Genomic DNA, 17,543 nt, shown 5'->3' with positions numbered 1-17,543 from the left:
AAAGAATCAAGAAACTCTGCAACGGAATCCACAGAATACGCGGGAAAATTAAGTTGAGATAAGATCGACGAGTGATAAATGCTTGGGGTAAGACCTTAACCATTAAGATCTCTGTCAGATCTGATCACTATTTTTCCGTGCTTATCGTAAACAAAGAGTCGTGGGTTCCGTTGCAAAAGGCTCTAAGATCTTAAAGGCTTATCTGCAACGGAACGTACAAGACGCACAGCAGGCGCGGAAATATTAAGCCGAGATAAGGTCGACAAGTGACAAAGCCTTTGGGGTTAAGATCTTACTCATTAATTTTTTCAGATTTTATTTTTAGCTAGGCGATCGGCGCTGGGCGCTTTTTTTCTTAATTAAGGAGTTAGTGTAATGAAATTGGCATTTATTGGCTTGGGCGTGATGGGCTTTCCCATGGCGGCGCACTTACAAAAAGCCGGCCATCAGGTGTGCGTGTATAACCGCAGCCCAGAAAAAGCGGCCGCTTGGGCCGAGAGTAACGGCGGCAGCCACGCCTTAACACCGGCGGCCGCGGCCAAAGACGCAGACATGGTGATGGTGTGCGTGGGCAACGACGACGACGTACGCTCAGTCGTGTATGGCGATGAAGGCGTATTAGCGGGCATGAAAGCAGGCGCGCTGTTGGTGGATCACACCACAACCTCTGCCATGTTGGCGGAAGAGCTTGCTGCCGCGGCTGCAAAACTGGATCTGCGCTTTATTGATGCGCCAGTGTCTGGCGGGCAGTTGGGTGCCGAGAACGGTGCCTTAACCATTATGGTGGGCGGTACTGAGGCGGACGTGGCCGAAGCATCGCCGGTGTTGGCCGCTTACGGTAAAAAAGTGACCCGTTTAGGGCCGGTTGGATCAGGTCAGCGTTGTAAAATGGTGAATCAAATTTTCGTGATTGGTGCCGTACAAGGCATTGCCGAAGGTTTGATGATCGCGCAAAAGGCCGGCTTAGATATTCCGACCCTGATTGATGTATTAGGAGGCGGAGCCGCCCAAAGCTGGCAGTTACAAAACCGTGCCCAAACCATGAGTGAAGATAAATTCGACTTTGGCTTTGCCGCCCAGTGGATGCACAAAGACTTAGGCATTTGTTTAGATGAGGCGGAACAACAAGGATTGACGTTACCCCTGACCGAGCATGTGCATAAGGTGTATGAGCAGTTATTGGCCGACGGTTTTGGCCGTTGTGACTCGACCGTGGTTATTAAAGACTTAGTGGCCAAAGCGAAGTAAAGCCGCCCTAAACCAGCTGGGCGGTCGGAATTTGTCGGCTTTGAAGGGTTAAGCGCACAAATTTCATCAGTCGTACCCTCGGCCTCTAGTAGCTTATACAGAGCTCGGCTATGCTGGCTCTGTGTGGGCTGCCGCGCTTGTTTAACCGTACGCCTGTTAACTGATAGCTTGTTTAACACCGCGTTTTTTGGCGAGCGAGGGCGGCTTTTGAGTGGAATTATGTGACGCTTTTAGCAATATCTGCACAAAACAACGGCACTTGATGTAGCCCTTGATACAAAGGCTTTGCTTGAAGCCTAAATTTGAATAGAGTGGGTAACCACTTAATGCCAAGTGAGAAAGGATCCCCTATGAATAAGACTCAGCTTGTTGAAGCAATTGCCGCTAAGGCAGATTTAAATAAGGCACAGGCCAAGGCCGCGCTGGAAGAAGTACTAAGTGGTATTACCCAAAGCTTGAAAGAAGGCGACCCAGTACAACTGGTGGGTTTTGGTACCTTTAAGGTGAACCACCGCGCTGCACGCACCGGTCGTAATCCACAGACAGGTGCTGAAATTCAGATTGCTGCTGCCAATGTCCCTGCTTTTGTAGCGGGCAAGGCGCTGAAAGATGCCATCAAGTAATATCTTCTAAACCCGACTTAGGTCGGGTTTTTTCTCTCTCAGTTTGCTCTTTTTAACATAAACTTGTTATAACTAATGCCAGCCTGTTTCCTTTTCTAGGAGGCTCTGATGGAAGCCAATACCGTTCGACAAATGACCACACCCTGGTCCGGCGCCCGTGGTTTAACCACCGGCCTTATGTTGACTGAGGTATATCAGGATGTATGGACCGGTAAATTGCTGCTCTCTATGGGCATGCCGACCAAGATAGATACGCCCCCCCAAGTGATTTACCAGTTACAGTTTGATCATGTGTTTGGCTATCGGATGCTAGAAGGCGCCGACGTGTTGAACTTTATGGACGACGAAGACGAGGGTAGTTCAGACACTCAAATTCATTTGATAACGCCGTCGCGTTTTTTAATCTGGTTTCATCAGCAAAGCCAAGGCTTGCATCTGGATGATGATATTCAACATTATCGCATTGCCAGCTGGGATTATTGTGTGGATGTACTGGCGGGCCAAGTACCGCAGGTGCTGGTTAAGTAAACAGCTTAACTCCTTCGGGTAGCGGGAGGTTGTCAGCCATAAGCGTTCTTGTAGATACCGCTTTGAGCGCGCCAGTTTTGCGTAGCAAAACAAAACTTAAACAGTCTTGAACCTAAAAGCCATGAGCTAAGCAAAAAGAAAGGATGAATAAAAGATGAAAGGGTTTATTTTGGTGGCACATGGCAGTCGTCGTGAAGCGGCCAACCAAGAAATTGCTGATTTTACAGCCAGCGTGACCCAATCTATGGCGGCGCGTTTTGAGCTCATGGGTCATGCCTTTTGGGAGCTGGCCGAGCCTTCGCTTGAACAAGCCATCGACCTCCAAGTGGCGGCGGGTGCCACTGAGATTAAGCTGTTTCCGTACTTTTTGGCCCAAGGCCGCCATGTAGTCGAAGACTTGCCCTCTGTGTTAAATCAAAAACGCGAGCAATACCCAGATCTTAAGCTCACGCTGTTGCCGCACTTAGGTGCCATGCCAGGCTTTGCCGATTGGTTAGCCGAGCAGTTATAACGATCTTTGTACGCGGCTAACAGGTCACAATAAAGAGCCCCTTTTGGCTATACACTCCAAAGGGGCTCTTTTTGTTTGGCTTGGTGCTAGGCGCTTGGCGCTATTTTTGCCTCACGCCTCACGCTGCTAAGGCTTAGCTAAGTGCCAAACATCAAACTTGCCATCGCCAAATACATCGCCTGCGGCTTTGTCGTCTTTCCACAGATATAACGGCTGCTCTTTATAGCTCCACTGTAAAACGCCATCGGCGCGCTTAATAATGCCGTAATCCCCTTCGGCTTTATCCTTATCGGTAGCCATCAGCGGCGGCCAATTGTCGGCGCATTGGTCGTTACAGTTGCTCACGCCGGCTTGGTCTTTCTCAAACACATATAGGCTCATGCCCGCCTCATTAGTGAAGATCTCGCCCTCGGCGCTATCGGCGGTTTGTATGGGGGCGGCCAGCAGCGGCAAGCTGATGGCGAAAGTTAATCCTAATAAGGTTTTGCTAAACATTTTATTGCTAGGCATACGATACTCCTGTTGGCAAAAGTAAAACGAATGCAGTGCTCACCTTGCAGAGCTGCATTAACATCAAGAATAGGTGAGGAACAGGGTTTAGGTGATGGTGAAGAGTGAAGCGTAAAGGGTGATGAGTAAAAATACCGGTTGTTTCTGTAGAGGCCGCCTTTAGCCGGCCGGTTTTGCATAGCAAAACTAAAACCTAACAACAATACCGGTTTTGAACATGGCATTGTTTGGTGGTTCTTCGTGTTGCTACGCGCCACCGGCCGGCTTAAGCAGGCTTCTACAAAAGACAGCACCAAACAGCAACGCCGATGTGGGAATGGTGCACGAATGTAGTCGCGTGTTTTAACCGCGAAAACCTGCTTCGTGTCGCTGCGCGCCACCGGCCAGCTAAAGCGGCCTCTACGAGTGGGTTAAACACAAAAAAAGCCGCCATCAATGATGGCGGCTTAGTTTTTTTCTTTTTACGTATAGCGAGACGCGTATAACGTAAGGCGTGCTATTAAGTGCCTTGGTTTTCCCGCTCTATGGCGCGATAGGCGATGTCGTGACGATAAAACACCCCTTGCCATTTAATCTGTTCAGCCACCGCATAGGCATTGGCTTGCGCTTCGGTTACCGTATTGCCTAAGGCAGTGGCGCACAATACGCGCCCGCCTGAGGTAACCAGAGTGCCGTCTTGAAAGCTGCTGCCGGCGTGGAAGGTTTTGCTGATCGGCGTTTCGGCGGGGATATTGGTAATGGCGTCAAATTTGCGATAGCCATCCGCCGGATAGCCGCCCGCCGCCAATACCACACCCACGGCGGCGCGCGGGTCAAACTCAGCGGTCACTGTGTCCAGCTTACCGTTACAACCGGCTAAGCACAGATCCACGAGATCAGATTGTAAACGCATTAAAATTGGCTGCGTTTCTGGGTCACCAAAGCGACAGTTAAACTCAATCACCTTTGGTTGGCCGGCGTTATCGATCATCAGACCCGCGTATAAGAAGCCTTTGTAAACGTTACCTTCAGCCGCCATACCACGCACGGTGGGCATGATCACTTGCTCCATCACGCGGTCGTGGATTTCCGGCGTTACTACCGGCGCTGGGCTATAGGCACCCATGCCGCCGGTATTGGGGCCGGTATCGCCGTCGCCGACGCGCTTGTGATCTTGGCTGGTAGCCATGGCCAACACGTTTTCACCGTCGACCATCACAATAAAGGAGGCTTCTTCGCCATCGAGAAATTCTTCTATCACCACGCGGCTGCCCGCAGCGCCAAAGGCGTTGCCGGATAACATATCGTGCACGGCGTTTTCTGCCTCTGCCAAGGTCATGGCCACAATCACGCCTTTACCGGCCGCTAAGCCGTCGGCTTTTATCACGATAGGTGCGCCTTTTTCGCGTAAATAAGCGATAGCCGGCTCAACTTCGGTAAAGTTCTGATACTCAGCACTCGGGATATTCTGACGCGCTAAAAAGTCTTTGCTGAAAGCTTTAGAACCTTCTAACTGGGCCGCGGCCGCAGTGGGGCCAAAAATGGCTAAGCTTTCGGCGTCAAACGCATCAACCACACCGGCTACTAATGGCGCTTCTGGACCGACAATAGTCAGGCCAATCTGTTCTTGTTTGGCAAACGCCAGCAAGCCTTGAATATCTGTGGCAGCAATGTCCACATTCGTCAGGTTTGACTCTAATGCCGTGCCCGCATTACCTGGGGCCACGAATACCTGGCTGACGTTAGGCGATTGTGCGGCCTTCCACGCCAAAGCATGCTCACGACCACCACCACCAATGATTAATACTTTCATCAATTTTGTTCCTCAAAATTAGTAAAGCACTTGATAGCAGCTAGAGCTCTGTAACAAGCCACTCAGTCGGATTAGAGAGAGATAGGGGGTATCTCTAAGCCGACCACCACATAACAGGGATGTTATGTGTTTGAGCGTTACAGGGAGGTACTTGAAGCGTGTCGGTGTGAGATAGCGCTATCTCGATAACTCACACCCTTCAATTAACTCCGTTCTAGCTTCTTATCAATGGCGAAAGTGACGCATACCGGTGAAGACCATGGTCATGCCATGCTCGTCAGCCGCTTGAATAATTTCATCATCACGCATCGAACCACCCGGCTGAATAACACAGCTAATGCCAGCAGCAGCAGCGGCGTCTATGCCATCGCGGAACGGGAAGAACGCATCAGATGCCATTACCGAACCTTCAACCTGCAAACCTTCATCTTCGGCTTTAATTCCGGCAATTCTGGCAGAATACACACGGCTCATTTGGCCTGCACCCACACCAATGGTTTGTGCGCCTTTAGCATAAACAATGGCGTTAGACTTAACGTACTTGGCCACTTTCCAGCAGAACAACAAATCTTGTAGCTCGGCATCGGTAGGCTGGCGTTTGCTGACCACTTTAAGATCATGCAAATCGACCATGCCCTGATCGCGGTCTTGCACCAAAATACCGCCGTTCACGCGCTTAATGTCACGGCCTTGAGTTTTAGCCGTCCACTCGCCAGACACTAGCAAACGTACATTCTTCTTATCGGCTACCACCGCTTTAGCGGCGTCAGACACGCTAGGAGCAATAATTACTTCTACAAACTGGCGTTCAACAATGGCGTTGGCCGTGGCTTCATCCAGCTCACGGTTAAAGGCAATAATGCCGCCAAAAGCTGACGTCGGGTCAGTTTGATAAGCGCGCTCGTAGGCTTGCAGAATGTCGTCACCTAGCGCCACACCGCATGGGTTGGCGTGCTTAACGATTACACAGGCGGGCACATCAAATTCTTTAACGCACTCAAGGGCTGCATCGGTGTCATTGATATTGTTGAACGACAACTCTTTGCCTTGCAGCTGAATGGCAGTAGCAACAGACGCCTCATCAATGTCGTTTTCCACATAAAAAGCGGCGCTCTGATGGCTGTTTTCGCCATAGCGTAAATCTTGCTTCTTGGTGAATTGATAGTTGATAGTGCGCGGGAAAGTAGAGCCTTCACTCGCAGCATGATAGGCGGGTACCATGGTGCCAAAGTAGTTAGCAATCATGCCGTCGTATTGGGCGGTGTGCTCAAAGGCGGCAATAGCTAAACCAAAGCGCGTGGCTTGAGTCAGGCTGTTGTTGCCTAAGTCCATTTCGCTGAGCAAACGGTCGTAATCATAGCTATTTACCACTATGGCCACATCGTTGTGGTTTTTAGCGGCAGCACGTACCATGGTCGGTCCGCCGATATCGATGTTTTCGATAGCATCTTCGAGGCTGCAATCGGCTTTGGCTACGGTATTAGCGAACGGGTAAAGGTTGACCACCACCATGTCGATAGGGGCAATGCCGTGCTCGGTCATAATGGCGTCATCGGTGCCGCGACGGCCTAAAATACCGCCGTGTACCTTGGGGTGTAGCGTTTTAACGCGGCCATCCATCATTTCAGGAAAACCGGTATAATCAGACACTTCGGTGACGGGAATGCCTTGTTCAGCTAACAAACGGGCGGTGCCACCGGTAGACAGCAGCTCTACGCCACGGGCGTGTAAGCCTTGGGCGAAATTGATGATGCCGTCTTTGTCAGACACACTCAGCAGAGCACGGCGAATGGGTCGAGCAGTTTCCATGGTTTCTCGTTCCTTTAACGATCGATCGGGGGGTTTGGTAAAAGCGGCGTGACTCGCGTCGACTTTACCAAACCGCCTAGCATGCAGTACTGGCCCAACAACTGGATCTGCGGCTAAGCAGAGGCGGCGTATTCTACTGTATTTTGCCGCTGCTTGCGCCCCTAATTTATTTAGGAGTCAAGAGACTTCGGCTGTAATAAGGAGAGATAATCTCGGTGCTGGTGTGTTAGGTAAATTGATCCACCGTTTTAGTGTCGCTGGGCGGCCCCGGCGCGCTCAAAACTGCTTTTTAAAATTACGTGTCTTTTGTTGGGTTTGGTACTTAGTGCTTTCTTTGTCTATCTATTTATGTGGAGTGAGTTATGCGGTCTCGTTTGGGCTGGGGATTAAGTGTCAGCCAGTGGTTTATCTTCTTATTGGCCAATGCGTTGGCACTGCCGATTATCTTAGGCCAAGCCTTTGGTCTTGAAGGCAGTGAAATTGCCGGCTTAATGCAGCGCACCCTTATGTTGGTGGGCTTGAGCTCTTTGGTGCAAATTAGCATTGGCCATCGCTATCCGGTGGCCGACGGGCCAGCAGGCTCTTGGGCCATAGTATTTGTGGTGATGGCCTATATTGGCCGTGCTCAGGGCTATGAAGGCGGCGAGATATTACGCCTACTGGCGGGCGGGGTATTAGTGTCCGGCGCCATTATGTTGGTGTTGGGTCTTGCTAAGCAAACCCACAGATTATTGTTTTTATTTACCCCCTTGGTAACGGGTAGCTTTATGTTGCTGCTGGTTATCCAGTTGTCCGGCGTATTTGTGCGCGGCATGGTGACCGATCCGCAAAGTGGCGTAATGACCATGCCGGTGGCGATCATTGGCTTGTTGGTGTTTGTTGGCGTGCTGTTATGCTCCTTTAGCCGCCATGCGCTGGTGCGCACCTATGCGGTATTGGTGGGCATAGTGCTGGGGTGGGGTGCCTTTGCGGTATTTGGCTTAAGTGCCACTGCGATACCAAATACCGGGAGCGGCATCGAATTACCAGATATATTTTCCTTTGGCGCGCCCAAGCTCGACATGGGCATGTTGGTGGTGGCGGTACTGTTTTCCATGCTACTTATCTCCAACCAAGTGGCGGCCATTACGGCTATCTCTACCGTGGTGCAGGGTCCACAGCCGACCATGAAAGATGCGCTGAATCGCAGCAGCTTGGCTTCGGGCATTAGCCATATAATGGCAGGCGGTCTGTCGACCATCGCCGTTGTGCCTTTGCCCGTAACGGCGGGTTTTATTCAACTGACCGGCGACCAAAGACGCGCACCTTTTATTATGGCCTGTGTCTTATTAGCCGGGGTGAGCTTGTTTCCTGCGGCGGTGGGTTTTTTATCATTGCTGCCCGCACCTGTGGCCAACGCTGCTTTGCTGGCCGCCTTTATCAAACTGGTGATGCTGGCCTTTCAACTGCTCACTAAATATCCGCTGGACGAAAGAGCCGGTACTATTTTGGGCGTGACCGTATTGCTGGGCGTGGGCTGTATGTTTTTGCCCCCCGAGCAGTATCGGCACTGGCCAGGACTGGCGCAATATTTATTAGGCAATGGCCTATTAACCGGCACCTTAATCGCGCTGGTAATGGAGCAAGCGTGGCGCAAGAAGGCTTAAAAAATAGCGCTGAGCTGTAACCGAAGAGCCAGAGCGATTGACAAAGACTATTTCTGCCACGGAAGAACACCGAACTCACGGAAGAGGTCACGTGCGACGAAAGATAATACATTTATTGGTAAGAGCACGCTTTTTGATGAACTGGTGTTTGGCTCTTACCATTAATAATTACTTTCAGATTTGATCACTATTTTTCCTTGTGTTGTCCGTGCCTTCCGTGGCAAATAGCTTTAATAACTAAAATCTAGTGTTGGTGCTTTAAGGCACCACCGCTTACTCTGCAGCTGTTGATGAAACATTACTAACTTGAGGAAAGCAAGATGACTGAATTTACCATACCGGATATGACCTGCGGCCATTGCGTGGGTGCGATTACCGATGCCTTAACTGCTGTCGATGAGAATTGTGAAATCGATTTTGACTTGCTCAACCATCAGATCACCGTGCACAGCAACCGCACCCCACAACAGCTGATAAATGCGCTAACCGCCGCCGGTTACCCGCCTACGATTAGCGAGAATTAATTCGAAAAGCCGGTGAGGCGAGAAGAATTAAGGGTGAAGGGTAATACGAAAAGGCCAGAGCTTCAGATTTGGTGTGTTACTCCTCACATCTCACCATTCACTTTTCACGGCCCTATAGAGAGAAGCTGATGAACATAGGTGAAGCGGCGAAATTAAGTGGCTTATCTGCCAAGATGATCCGCCACTACGAACAGATCCAGCTGCTAAAGCCAGCCGCGCGCAGTGCCGCTGGTTATCGCCAATACGACGAGCAATGTATTGAAGTGCTTAAATTTATTCGCCAAGCGCGGGTATTAGGCTTTTCTATTGCACAAATCGATGAGTTGCTCAGCCTGTGGCAAAACCCCACGCGGTCCAGTCGTGCAGTTAAGCTGGTCGCCCAGCAACATCTCGCCGAAGTTGAGCACAAGCTGCGAGATTTGGCTGCCATGCAAGCTACGCTACAAAACATGATTTCTGCCTGTTCTGGCGACGAAAACTCTCACTGTGCCATTCTCGAACAGCTTGCTCAATAAAAGTGAGGGGTGAGGCGTAAGGTGTGAGGCGAAAATGGAAGACGTATTTTTATGCAGTCTTGCCGGGCTTGCCCCGGTATCTCGTTTTTAATCTCTATAAGACCAAAACGAGATCCTGACGTGCGACAGGAAGACGGCTAAGGCTACTTACGGCTATGGCTTTGCGGCCTTGACCTTCCCCTTATGGTAAGCCTTACACTCAGGCTATGATCGCCATTGAGGACTTCGCTTATGACCACCGCTCACTCTAACTCTCAGCCTAACTCTCTCCCACCATCGGCCTCCAAAAACGAGCAACAGATCCAGCTGCCTATTACCGGCATGAGCTGTGCATCTTGCGTGCGTCGTGTTGAGCAGGCCTTGCTAAAAACAACCGGCGTGACGGCGGCGAACGTTAATTTAGCCAGCGAAAAGGCCGAAGTGAGTGTGACCGCTGGTACTTCAGCCACGACATTAACCGACACCCTTACCAAGGCCGGCTATCAAACTCGTAGCGAACAATATGAGCTAACCATTATCGGCATGAGCTGCGCTTCGTGTGTGGGGCGTGTTGAAAAGGCGCTGCTGCGCTTGCCGGGAGTATTGTCTGCCAGCGTGAATTTAGCGGCAGAAAGTGCGCAGGTGAGCGTACTTGAGGGCAATGTGGATGAGGCGCAGTTGGTGGCGGCCATTAAAAAAGCCGGTTATCAGGCCAAGCCCATAGCGGCGGAGCGGGAAGACGATAACGCGCGCCGAGCGGCCGAGCAGCAAAGCCTCAAGCGCGACTTTGGCTGGTCGCTGGCGCTGACGTTGCCGGTGTTTATTTTAGAAATGGGTAGCCATGTGATCCCCGGTATGGCCTCGTGGATTGAGGCGACCTTAGGCCAAACCCTAAACTGGGGCATACAGTTTTTGCTCACCACTTTGGTGTTACTGGGCCCAGGTCGGCGCTTCTTGCGCCAAGGTATTCCCGCACTGTTGCGTGGTGCTCCGGACATGAATTCATTAGTGGCGCTGGGCAGTTTATCGGCCTGGGGATTTTCGGTGGTGGTGATGTTTGCCGGTCATCTGTTACCCGCCGGCACCCAATATGTGTATTTTGAAGCAGCGGCGGTGATCGTCACGCTGATCTTATTGGGTCGTTTCTTGGAAGCCAGAGCCAAAGGCCGCACCGGCGACGCGATTCAGCGCTTATTAAAATTGCAGGTTAATACTGCGCGGGTGCAAAAGGACGGCGAGAGCCAAGAAGTACCGCTAAACCAAGTGCAAGTGGGGGATTGCTTATTAGTGCGCCCCGGCGAGCGCATTCCATTAGACGGTACCGTGCAGGCGGGTAGCTCTTATGTGGATGAGTCTATGCTCACCGGCGAGCCCGTGCCGGTAGAGAAAAATCAAGGCGACGAAGTGGTCGGCGGCACCATTAATAAAAACGGCGCCTTAACCGTAGTGACCACCAAAATCGGCAAAGACACATTATTAGCGCAAATTATTCGCATGGTCGAGCAAGCCCAAGGCGCCAAACTGCCTATTCAAGCGCTGGTCGATAAAGTCACCGGTGTGTTCGTACCGATAGTGATGGCCATCGCCGTACTGACCTTTATCGCTTGGCTGTGGTTTGGCCCCACGCCAGCCTTAAGCTTTGCCCTTATTAATGCGGTGGCGGTGCTGATCATTGCTTGCCCTTGTGCCATGGGCTTGGCCACGCCGACCTCGATTATGGTGGGCACTGGGCGCGCCGCAGAGCTGGGTGTGTTGTTTCGTAAGGGCCAAGCCCTGCAAACTCTGCGTGATACTAAGGTAGTAGCGCTCGATAAAACCGGCACTCTGACCAAGGGCCAACCGGAACTTACCGATTTACAGGTGTTGCCTGACTTCGATGAAAACCACACCTTGGCGCTGATTGCCGCCGTGGAGCAGCACTCCGAGCACCCGATTGCCGAAGCCATAGTGGCGGCGGCGAAAGCGCGCGAACTAACGCTGGCTACGCCGGAAGACTTTCAGTCTCTGTCTGGTTTAGGCGTGGCGGCCAAGGTAAATGGCCAAAAAGTAGAAGTAGGCGCCGACCGTTATCTGATTCAATTAGGTTATGACTTAAGCGCACTTAATGGCACAGCACAGCAGCTGGCTAAAGAAGGCAAGAGCCCGCTGTATGCGGCGATAGATGATAAATTAGCGGCCATTATTGCGGTGGCAGATCCCATTAAGGAGGGCACACCGGACGCCATCAACGCCTTGCATGCGCTGGGCTTAAAAGTGGCCATGATCACCGGCGATAATCGCCATACGGCCGAGGCCATAGCGGCCCAATTAGGCATAGATGAAGTGAAAGCTGAAGTGATGCCAGACGGTAAAGTGGCGGCTTTAAAAGCCTTGCGTGAGCAATATGGGCCTGTGGCCTTTGTGGGGGACGGCATTAATGACGCACCGGCACTGGCCGAGGCAGATGTGGGCTTAGCCATAGGCACCGGCACCGATATCGCGATAGAAGCCGCCGAAGTGGTACTGATGGGCGGCGATTTGCGCGCCGTGCCCAGTGCGTTGGCCATTAGTCATGCCACCTTGCGTAATATTCGCCAAAACCTATTTTGGGCCTTCGCCTATAACGCCTGTTTGATACCCGTAGCGGCCGGCGTGTTATATCCCGCTTTCGGCATCTTACTCTCACCTATGCTCGCTGCCGGTGCCATGGCACTGTCTAGCGTATTTGTGGTGAGCAACGCCCTAAGATTGAAAAGGTTTAAAGCGTTGCAGAGATAATAAGCAATTAAGCGGCCTTTATTACTGATAGTTTGTTATTTAACTCTGAGCTCGATCCTGCTTGATCATATCGGCGCACTTTTCACCAATCATGATGGCGGGAGCATTAGTATTGCCAGAGACGATAACGGGCATAATAGAGGCATCGGCGACCCTGAGCCCCTTGATGCCGTGAACTTTTAGCCTACTATCGACCACTGCCATCTCGTCGTTGCCCATCTTACAGGTACTGGTTGGATGATAAATGGTCTGGCTGAAACGACGAGCGGCGTCCAGTAATTGTTCGTCGGTCTGATATTGTCGGCCAGGTACATATTCATCGATGATCACGGGCTTGAGGGCGTCCGCTTCGGCGATACGACGAGCTACCTTGATGGCATCCACAGCTACTCGTAGATCCTCCTCAGCCGAAAGGTAGTTGGCTTGTATTGAAGGATATTCATGAGGATCGGCGCTACGGATCTTGATACTACCTCGGCTATGCGGGCGCAGTTGGCACACTGAAGTAGTAAAGGCAGAGAAGGGGTGTACACCTTCTCCGGGCTTGTCGGCACTCAGTGGTTGCATGTGAAACTGAATGTCTGGCCGATCTAAACCGTCTCTAGACTGGGTAAATACACACACTTGGCTAGCTGCTAGCGTCAAAGGGCCAGTGCGAGAAAAAGCATATTGCATACCCACTCCCAGTTTTTTTATCGGATTATTAACCTCGTCGTTGAGTGTTTTGCAGCTGGTCTTAAACACAAGGCGTATTTGCAAATGATCTTGTAAATTCTCTCCTACTCCCGGCAGTGGGTGCAGGCACTCAACGCCTACTGATTTCAGATGCTCTGGTTCACCAATTCCCGAACACTGTAGTATTTGCGGTGAGCCGATGGCTCCTGCACTAAGTACTACTTCATGTCTTACTCGTGCCAATAGGCGCTTGCCCTTATGCTCAAATTCGATACCGGTGGCCTGCTTGCCTTCTATCAGGATACGGCGGGTGTGGGCGCGGGTTAGTACAGTTAGGTTAGAACGTTTTTGTGCTGGGCGTAGAAATGCCTTGGCGCTACTACAACGTAGCCCTTTGTAGGCCGTTTGCTGAAAGTAACTTACGCCTTCCTGAGTAGCACCATTAACGTCTGGGTTGGCGGGTATGCCAATTTGTTGTGCAGCTTCGACAAATCGATCGGCTATTTCTCTGCGTAAGCGAAGATCGGATACCTTCAATGGGCCATCAACTCCGTGATAGTCATCCGCGCCCCGAGACTGGCATTCAGATTTTTTGAAGTAAGGTAGAACGTCCTCGTAACTCCAACCCTCATTGCCCATGGCAGCCCAGCCATCGTAATCTTGGCGTTGACCGCGAATATATAGCAAGCCGTTAAGTGAGCTGGACCCCCCTAATACTTTGCCTCTGGGCCACTGCAGCTGCCGGCCATTAATTCCTTGATCTGGATCTGTGACATAGCACCAGTCGGTGGCAGGGTTATGCATAGTCTTAAAGTAACCCACTGGAACATGTATCCAAGGATTCCAATCTCGTCCCCCTGCTTCTAGCAGCAACACCTTGATCTCTGGATCTTCAGTAAGCCGATTGGCTAACACACATCCTGCCGAGCCCGCACCCACAACGATATAGTCGAACTCACCAAAAAACTGATCTTGATATAAAGACATAACTCACCATTAAAACGATACGATTAGTATCAAAATAGTCCTTTTTTATTTTATATCAATAGATAAATGATAATTTATTGTTAATTTTTTATTGTTTTTAGAGACTATTATTTGGTTTTTATAGAGGTTGTTTTGATTTTTAGTATGTTAAAATGAAAATTTACTTATCGTAATATATTGATTTTACTGGTCATTTATTTTTTATGATTGTTTTTGTATCAAATTTAATGATGTTTATGTTGACGGGAGAGGTTTTGAATATACAATTTAAATTGTTGCAATTATGTAGCGGTTAATTTAAATCCTGTAGACAAGGACGAGGTCAATTATGAAGGTTACTCCACTTATTTTGTCGTCAGTGGTATTGATGATGTCAGTCAGCACCACTGTCATGGCTGATTATTCAGGGCCGAAGATCAAGATGAAGCTGGCTCATCCCGCACCTCCCGGTAGCCACATTACTGTGGCCTACAAGAAGTTTGCAGATCTGGTTAAAGAAAAATCGGATGGCAGGATCAAGGTACAGCTGTTCCCTGGTTCAGTACTGGGAAGTGATAGGGTTATGATTGAGGGAGCACAGCGAGGAACGTTAGAAGTCGGTGTTAGTTCAACGCCGAATCTCGCCAGCTTTACCCCTCTTTACCAAGTATTTGATCTGCCTTATATAACCAGTCCCGAGCATCAGGAAAAATTATATAAATCGCTGGACAAGGACGGCCCGCTGAACATCTACTTGGAGAAAGTGGCCAATGACATCGGCCTGCAGCCCATCATGTATGCAGAGTATGGTTATCGTAATTTTGTATCCAAAGATAGACCATTGAATGGTCCTGCTTCGCTTTCCGGTCTGAAAATACGAACCACGGATTCACAAGTAGAAGTCGCCGTAGCCAAGGCATTGGGCGCCAATCCGTCCCCCATTTCCTGGGGAGAGGTTTACACAGCACTGCAGCAGGGGACCATCGATGCCGAAGGTAACACTTTTGACCTCATGTACGGTGCCAAGCATCATGAAAACCTAAAATATGCAGTCACTTCGGCCCATAACTACGGCATGCAGGTGGCCATGGCCAACAAGAAATGGTGGGACGGGCTACCAGCTGAGGCGCAACAGTTGATCGAAGAGGCCTCTCAGGAAGCGGTAACTTATCAACGCACCGTGGCCTACCCGGAAGATAAAATAAAATCGCGTCAGGGAATGATTGATGCCGGAGTCATTATTCATGAAGCTACCGAGGAAGAGCTGGCAGAGTATCGTCAAGTGACCAAGCCGGTATTTGACCAGTTTGCTGCCAACCTTCCTGCCGAACTGATTAAACTGGTTCAGGATACCCAGCAATAATTCCGACTCTATTGAACAATTTCTCTATCTAGCGGAAGCATTTCGTTTCCGCTAGTGGGTCTTATTTTGGAATATGAATCCGGAGTTACTGTATGGAAACTGCAAAGATGCATAGGGGAGAGCTGGTTAAAGAAAAACAGGCTTCTTATCTTAATATTGCAATTAAAAATTTTGAAAAGCCTTTCCTGTTTCTTGGCTTGATGTTGATGATCGTCATCATCAACTATCAGACATTTTTCAGATACTCTATCTCAGCCATATTGAACATGACAGGTACCCCTGAGTTTGAACAACTGTTCGGAAGTTGGGTAGATATCGAGGGATTACGTGCCAGTATCAAGAGTGCCTCTGGCTGGGGAATTTGGAGCGAAGAGCTGGCTCGTTATATTTTTATCTGGATATCTTACCTGGCGGTATCTATCTCGATTATTACGAGAGGGGGGATACGTGTCGATGTAATTCATAATAAATTGTCCAAACGCTACCAGGATATTCTCTGGCTAGTGATTGACAGCTGTACCCTTGTTCTAGTGTTTTTATTTGCCTTTATGGGGCTGGGTTATGTGGAAATGCAACTGGTCATGCCGCAAACCACACCGGCCCTGCAAATCGGATATTATATTCCCTATTTGATTCTGCCCATCGGCTTTGGCCTGATGACCCTGCGCACGTTGCAGTCCCTGTGGCGTCAGAGTCGAGGCATGAGTATTTCCGATATATGTATAGGACTGGTGGCACCGGCCATTATTTTTGCACCTGTACTGTTATCCGACGAATGGAGTGCTTCCCTGCTGTTGTTCGGATACTTCATTCTGTTTTTATTGATGGGGGTACCCATCGCCTTTTCGTTAGGGCTGTCTGGGCTGGTGACGGTGCTGGGGGCTGGCACACTACCGGTGGATTATTTGGCACAAATTGCCTTTTCTTCAATCGACTCCTTCCCCATTATGGCTATTCCCTTCTTTATTGCAGCAGGGGTATTCATGGGAGCTGGGGGCTTGTCCAAGCGGCTGCTGGCGTTGGGTGATGAGCTGGTAGGAGCCTTACCTGGCGGTATGGCGTTGACCAGTATTATGACTTGTATCTTCTTTGCTTCAATTAGCGGTTCAGGCCCTGCCACTGTGGCTGCAATCGGCTCTATTACTATTCCTGCGATGATTGCCCGAGGATATGATAAATATTTCTCTGCTACTGTTGTTGCCTGCGCAGGGGCGATCGGGGTGATTATTCCACCGAGTAATCCCTTTGTGGTCTACGGAGTGGCGGCTCAGGTATCGATTGGCGATCTGTTTATCGCTGGTATTGTTCCCGGTCTGATCATGGGTGTAGCCCTTATGGTTGTTACCTATGTAATTTCCAAGAAAAACGGCTGGTATGGTGATGTGCGCGAGCGCTCGCTTAAAACCTTTATGAGCGCAGCTTGGCAGGCAAAGTGGGCCCTGATGGTACCGGTGATTGTGCTGGGTGGTATCTATGGCGGTATCATGACGCCAACAGAAGCCGCTGCCGTTGCAGCTTTATATGGTCTGTTCGTGGGTCTGTGCATTCACAAGGAATTAACCTTCCGCAACCTCTGGTCTTCGGCTCAGGATGCCGCCGGTATTTCTTCCATTATTATACTGCTGATGGCGATGGCGACCATCTTCGGTAATATCATGACCATTGAACAAATACCCGAAAGTATCGCCGAAATGATTCTTTCGGTGACTTCGAACAAGTTCTTTATCCTGATAATGATAAACATCTTCCTGCTATGGATTGGTGTTTTCATGGAAGCCCTGGCAGCCATTGTTATCCTGACTCCGATACTGTTGCCTTTGGCGTTGGCCGTTGATGTGAACCCGGTTCATTTTGGGGTGATGATGGTGATGAACTTGGCCATCGGTTTTGTTACACCTCCAGTGGGGGTTAACCTGTTCGTCGCCAGTGGTATCGCCAAAGTCAGTATTAGTGGACTGGCCAAAAATATCTGGGTCTATCTGCTGATGATGATAGCTGTGCTGTTGTTGATTACTTACGTGCCAAGTATTTCATTGCTGCTGCTGTAAGGCTGTTCTTGATAAAAGCGGAGCCTAAGGCTTCGCTTTTATATTTTCC

Annotated in this window: 14 protein-coding genes; 10 read left to right on the top strand and 4 right to left on the bottom strand. The window is 50.1% G+C overall.

Annotated elements, in window-relative coordinates; translation table 11 throughout:
* Positions 1-375: 375 nt before the first annotated feature.
* The 4 genes from R0134_RS12375 to R0134_RS12360 all read left to right on the top strand — a co-directional run bounded on the left by R0134_RS12375 (position 376) and on the right by R0134_RS12360 (position 2,910).
* Positions 376-1,248: an NAD(P)-dependent oxidoreductase gene (locus R0134_RS12375; RefSeq protein WP_319782263.1), complete on the top strand. Its 873-nt coding sequence runs from the start codon at positions 376-378 to the stop codon at positions 1,246-1,248.
* Positions 1,249-1,598: 350 nt separating this feature from the next.
* Positions 1,599-1,871 (top strand): nucleoid-associated protein HU-alpha, encoded by a 273-nt coding sequence (gene hupA / locus R0134_RS12370; RefSeq protein ID WP_086965131.1) that lies wholly within the window; start codon positions 1,599-1,601, stop codon positions 1,869-1,871.
* Between the two features lie 108 nt (positions 1,872-1,979).
* Positions 1,980-2,399, top strand: coding sequence for a hypothetical protein (locus R0134_RS12365; RefSeq protein ID WP_319782262.1), 420 nt, complete (start codon positions 1,980-1,982; stop codon positions 2,397-2,399).
* A 154-nt stretch (positions 2,400-2,553) separates the two neighbouring features.
* Positions 2,554-2,910: a CbiX/SirB N-terminal domain-containing protein gene (locus R0134_RS12360; protein WP_319782261.1), complete on the top strand. Its 357-nt coding sequence runs from the start codon at positions 2,554-2,556 to the stop codon at positions 2,908-2,910.
* A 126-nt stretch (positions 2,911-3,036) separates the two neighbouring features.
* Here the strand turns inward: R0134_RS12360 and R0134_RS12355 are convergent, their stop codons facing one another.
* The 3 genes from R0134_RS12355 to purH all read right to left on the bottom strand — a co-directional run bounded on the left by R0134_RS12355 (position 3,037) and on the right by purH (position 7,021).
* Positions 3,037-3,420, bottom strand: coding sequence for a hypothetical protein (locus R0134_RS12355; protein ID WP_319782260.1), 384 nt, complete (start codon positions 3,418-3,420; stop codon positions 3,037-3,039).
* Between the two features lie 499 nt (positions 3,421-3,919).
* Positions 3,920-5,212, bottom strand: a complete 1,293-nt coding sequence (gene purD, locus R0134_RS12350) for a phosphoribosylamine--glycine ligase (RefSeq protein WP_319782259.1) — start codon at positions 5,210-5,212, stop codon at positions 3,920-3,922.
* A 225-nt stretch (positions 5,213-5,437) separates the two neighbouring features.
* A complete protein-coding gene (gene purH / locus R0134_RS12345; RefSeq protein ID WP_319782258.1) occupies positions 5,438-7,021 on the bottom strand; it encodes a bifunctional phosphoribosylaminoimidazolecarboxamide formyltransferase/IMP cyclohydrolase in 1,584 nt (527 codons plus the stop codon).
* A gap of 362 nt (positions 7,022-7,383) precedes the next feature.
* On the opposite strand from purH, the gene R0134_RS12340 reads away from it, so the two are divergent.
* The 4 genes from R0134_RS12340 to R0134_RS12325 all read left to right on the top strand — a co-directional run bounded on the left by R0134_RS12340 (position 7,384) and on the right by R0134_RS12325 (position 12,442).
* Entirely contained in the window at positions 7,384-8,667 is a 1,284-nt protein-coding gene (locus tag R0134_RS12340) for a purine/pyrimidine permease (RefSeq protein WP_319782257.1), read from the top strand.
* A 320-nt stretch (positions 8,668-8,987) separates the two neighbouring features.
* A complete protein-coding gene (locus R0134_RS12335) occupies positions 8,988-9,191 on the top strand; it encodes a heavy-metal-associated domain-containing protein (RefSeq protein WP_319782256.1) in 204 nt (67 codons plus the stop codon).
* A 128-nt stretch (positions 9,192-9,319) separates the two neighbouring features.
* Positions 9,320-9,706, top strand: coding sequence for a Cu(I)-responsive transcriptional regulator (gene cueR / locus R0134_RS12330; RefSeq protein ID WP_319782255.1), 387 nt, complete (start codon positions 9,320-9,322; stop codon positions 9,704-9,706).
* 321 nt (positions 9,707-10,027) lie between these two features.
* Positions 10,028-12,442, top strand: a complete 2,415-nt coding sequence (locus R0134_RS12325; RefSeq protein ID WP_319784366.1) for a heavy metal translocating P-type ATPase — start codon at positions 10,028-10,030, stop codon at positions 12,440-12,442.
* Positions 12,443-12,481: 39 nt separating this feature from the next.
* On the opposite strand, the gene R0134_RS12320 is transcribed toward R0134_RS12325, so the two are convergent.
* On the bottom strand, positions 12,482-14,104 hold the full coding sequence (locus tag R0134_RS12320; RefSeq protein ID WP_319782253.1) for a choline dehydrogenase: 1,623 nt from the start codon (positions 14,102-14,104) through the stop codon (positions 12,482-12,484).
* Positions 14,105-14,432: 328 nt separating this feature from the next.
* On the opposite strand from R0134_RS12320, the gene R0134_RS12315 reads away from it, so the two are divergent.
* Together R0134_RS12315 and R0134_RS12310 are read left to right on the top strand one after the other, a co-directional pair.
* Positions 14,433-15,446: a TRAP transporter substrate-binding protein gene (locus R0134_RS12315; protein ID WP_319782252.1), complete on the top strand. Its 1,014-nt coding sequence runs from the start codon at positions 14,433-14,435 to the stop codon at positions 15,444-15,446.
* A 92-nt stretch (positions 15,447-15,538) separates the two neighbouring features.
* Entirely contained in the window at positions 15,539-17,494 is a 1,956-nt protein-coding gene (locus R0134_RS12310; RefSeq protein WP_319782251.1) for a TRAP transporter large permease subunit, read from the top strand.
* Positions 17,495-17,543 lie beyond the last annotated feature (49 nt).

Origin of the sequence: Oceanisphaera sp. IT1-181, from assembly GCF_033807535.1 — a bacterium.
Lineage (GTDB): Bacteria > Pseudomonadota > Gammaproteobacteria > Enterobacterales > Aeromonadaceae > Oceanimonas.
The sequence above is the reverse complement of the archived record's forward strand: the minus strand, read 5'-3'. Positions and strand labels throughout refer to the sequence as shown.

What these genes read in the sequence shown, in the direction of transcription:
- R0134_RS12375 (WP_319782263.1), top strand. Translation starts at nt 376, where the DNA reads ATGAAATTGGCATTTATTGGCTTGGGCGTGATGGGCTTTCCCATGGCG.
- hupA (WP_086965131.1), top strand. Translation starts at nt 1,599, where the DNA reads ATGAATAAGACTCAGCTTGTTGAAGCAATTGCCGCTAAGGCAGATTTA.
- R0134_RS12365 (WP_319782262.1), top strand. Translation starts at nt 1,980, where the DNA reads ATGGAAGCCAATACCGTTCGACAAATGACCACACCCTGGTCCGGCGCC.
- R0134_RS12360 (WP_319782261.1), top strand. Translation starts at nt 2,554, where the DNA reads ATGAAAGGGTTTATTTTGGTGGCACATGGCAGTCGTCGTGAAGCGGCC.
- R0134_RS12355 (WP_319782260.1), bottom strand. Translation starts at nt 3,420, where the DNA reads ATGCCTAGCAATAAAATGTTTAGCAAAACCTTATTAGGATTAACTTTC.
- purD (WP_319782259.1), bottom strand. Translation starts at nt 5,212, where the DNA reads ATGAAAGTATTAATCATTGGTGGTGGTGGTCGTGAGCATGCTTTGGCG.
- purH (WP_319782258.1), bottom strand. Translation starts at nt 7,021, where the DNA reads ATGGAAACTGCTCGACCCATTCGCCGTGCTCTGCTGAGTGTGTCTGAC.
- R0134_RS12340 (WP_319782257.1), top strand. Translation starts at nt 7,384, where the DNA reads ATGCGGTCTCGTTTGGGCTGGGGATTAAGTGTCAGCCAGTGGTTTATC.
- R0134_RS12335 (WP_319782256.1), top strand. Translation starts at nt 8,988, where the DNA reads ATGACTGAATTTACCATACCGGATATGACCTGCGGCCATTGCGTGGGT.
- cueR (WP_319782255.1), top strand. Translation starts at nt 9,320, where the DNA reads ATGAACATAGGTGAAGCGGCGAAATTAAGTGGCTTATCTGCCAAGATG.
- R0134_RS12325 (WP_319784366.1), top strand. Translation starts at nt 10,028, where the DNA reads ATGAGCTGTGCATCTTGCGTGCGTCGTGTTGAGCAGGCCTTGCTAAAA.
- R0134_RS12320 (WP_319782253.1), bottom strand. Translation starts at nt 14,104, where the DNA reads ATGTCTTTATATCAAGATCAGTTTTTTGGTGAGTTCGACTATATCGTT.
- R0134_RS12315 (WP_319782252.1), top strand. Translation starts at nt 14,433, where the DNA reads ATGAAGGTTACTCCACTTATTTTGTCGTCAGTGGTATTGATGATGTCA.
- R0134_RS12310 (WP_319782251.1), top strand. Translation starts at nt 15,539, where the DNA reads ATGGAAACTGCAAAGATGCATAGGGGAGAGCTGGTTAAAGAAAAACAG.